Origin of the sequence: Blautia sp. HCP3S3_D9 (assembly GCF_052063845.1) — a bacterium.
Lineage (GTDB): Bacteria > Bacillota > Clostridia > Lachnospirales > Lachnospiraceae > Blautia_A.
Genome location: NZ_JBQHWS010000232.1, coordinates 1 through 2,615, shown reverse-complemented (window position 1 = coordinate 2,615; position 2,615 = coordinate 1). Strand labels below are relative to the sequence as shown.

Genomic DNA, 2,615 nt, shown 5'->3' with positions numbered 1-2,615 from the left:
GTCCACCACTCATGTTGTGAGGATAACGATCTACGAAATCGCCCGGAAGTTCTACCATTTCCAGCAGTTCTCTTGCTTTGGCTTCTTTCTCGCTTTTCTTTAATTTTCCGAAGTTGATCAGCGGCTCAGTAAGAATGTCCACGATCTTCATCTTCGGATTAAATGATGCCAGCGGATCCTGGAAAACCATCTGCATGTTCTGGCGGTTTAACCATGTCTCTTTCTTGGAAAGATCAGCAAGGTTTTTGCCATGATACAGAATCTCACCGCTGGTAGGTTTGTCGAGAGAGATGACCATTCTTACGAATGTGGATTTACCGCATCCACTCTCTCCTACGATACCCAATGTCTTGCCTTTATATACATTCAGGTTAATGTCATTGCAAGCTGTCAGTGTCCGTCCATGGGAGGCCGGAAACTGTTTTACGATGTGCTTTGCACTCAGCACGATATCTGATTCCTTAAACAAAACGGCGTCCCTCCATTTCCGGTACTGCTGCCAGAAGTTTCTTTGTATAATCACTTGTCGGATGATTCATAACCTCATCCCTTGTTCCCTGATCCACGACTTTGCCGTGCTGCATAACGATCAGCTGATCTGCCATGTAAGCAGCTACACCAATGTTATGGGTTACGATGATGATACTTGTGTGGAAATCATCACAAAGTTCCATCATCTGGCGAACAATCTGTGCCTGTGTGGTAACGTCCAGCGCACTGGTCGGTTCGTCTGCCAGAAGCAGTTCCGGGTTAAAGGTCATCGCCATGGCGATACCAACACGCTGACGCATACCACCGGAAAGCTGATGAGGATAACTGTTCATGATATTCTCTGCTTCCGGAAGACGCATCTTCTCGATCATGCTGACACCCTTTTTCCATGCTTCTTCTTTTGACACTTTTGAATGAAGGCATAAGGTCATGATCAGAGAAGTTCTTGTTCCGAAAATAACTCGTGATAACAGGTCACGTCCCAGCTTATCTGTTCCAAAGGGATGTGCAGAACTTGGCGCCTGAAGGGATTCCAGCATCACTGCATCCAGCGGGTCGTAGGGTGCAATCTGCGGGGCAAACACAGCTACACCGACTACCACCAGCGCCAGTATCGAAAAAAGGGTAAACTGCTTATTTTCTTTAAATACTTTCACTAACTTCAATTATCTATCCTCCTTAAGTCTTGGATCCAGATAAGTATAGGACAGATCCACAAGCAGGTTAATGCACATATAAAGAATGGCGATCCACAATACATATCCCTGAACCAGCGGATAGTCACGGCAGGAGATTGCTTTGACTGCCATATTTCCCATACCCGGCCAGTTGTAGATGATCTCAACGACCGCAGTACCGCCAAGAAGACTTCCCAGAGAAAGTCCAAGCAGAGTTACCAGCGGAAGCATTACATTCGGAAGAACATGTCTCCACAAAATCACGCTCTCTTTGATTCCTCTCATTCGTGCACCTGTTACATAATCCTGATGAAGCTCCTCCAGAACCGCACTTCTTACCTGTCTGGTATATTTCGCAGACATGGCAAGAGCCAACGTAAGTGCCGGCAGGACCATCGCCTTGAAATCAGTGCTTCCTCCTGCTACATTTACCCAGCGAAGCTGTACACCGAAGATACTCAGTAAGATCAGACCCAGCCAGAAGCTTGGTACGGATACCCCGACGAAGGTAATTCCTCTTACAAAATAGTCCGGGAATTTGTTCTGATACACTGCTGCCAGGATTCCCAGTGGAATGGAAATCACGATCATCATCAGCAATGCCAGCAGAGACATCTTCAGGGTTGGCCAGAAACAGGATACAAGTTTCTGTACTACCGGCATCTTAAAGGAATAAGACTGTCCCATATCTCCGGTAAGTACACCTTTCAGCCAGCTTCCATACTGAACAATAAACGGCTGGTCAAGTCCCAGCTCATGTCTTGTCTGTTCCAGAAGCTCTGGTGTGGGAAGATTACCGCACTCTGTCAGCATGATCTCAGCCGGATCACCAGGAGACAGATAAGTCAGTCCGAAGGTCAGAAAACTGATACCAAACAGGACGATCAGAATCTGCAGAAATCTTTTTCCGATTTGTTTTTTCGTCAAAATAATCTCCTTCCTACATCTTTCGTGAATCAAACCAATTTCAGAATTGTTACTGATCAACTTTTGTTCAGCAACGCGGAAAAATCCCCCCAGGGGGCTTAATTTTACGCAAAAAAATAGCCCGTAATATGAAATACCATACATACGGGCACAAAATGACATGAAAAAATTATGCTTCCTATCTACCGTAAGAATCATTCCTATCCCTATTGTAAGCAGTTCTCCTGACTTAAGTTCATCACTTCGAAATCGCCTTCCCAGACCAACTTTAAATTCACATGGTCCAGTGACATCTATCATTCCGAAGCTCCCTATTACAGTGACGGGATCGTACCGGATTCACACCGGTTTCTCTATTAATCCTTACGGAACTTACAACGACTGGTTCAAAACCAATAAATGTTATTTAACCTGAATTATTCACGGAACAGTATCTGAACAGATAACTGTGCCATGAATCTAAAAAGTGATCCATGCAGCCATAACATCACTCAATTAACCTGTTAAAAGGGTATAAAA

General features: G+C 44.8%; 3 protein-coding genes and 1 riboswitch. All 3 genes read right to left on the bottom strand.

All coding sequences use genetic code 11. The features are described 5' to 3' along the window. A partial coding sequence (locus ACTNES_RS20390) for an ATP-binding cassette domain-containing protein (RefSeq protein ID WP_441040523.1) occupies positions 1–469 on the bottom strand: 469 nt, incomplete at its 3' end. Beyond that, positions 462–1,148, bottom strand: coding sequence for an ATP-binding cassette domain-containing protein (locus ACTNES_RS20385; RefSeq protein ID WP_331674127.1), 687 nt, complete (start codon positions 1,146–1,148; stop codon positions 462–464). The genes ACTNES_RS20385 and ACTNES_RS20390, both read right to left, overlap by 8 nt. A gap of 9 nt (positions 1,149–1,157) precedes the next feature. Beyond that, entirely contained in the window at positions 1,158–2,096 is a 939-nt protein-coding gene (gene nikB / locus ACTNES_RS20380; protein ID WP_207664391.1) for a nickel ABC transporter permease, read from the bottom strand. 197 nt (positions 2,097–2,293) lie between these two features. Further along, positions 2,294–2,487, bottom strand: a riboswitch (cobalamin riboswitch). Positions 2,488–2,615 lie beyond the last annotated feature (128 nt).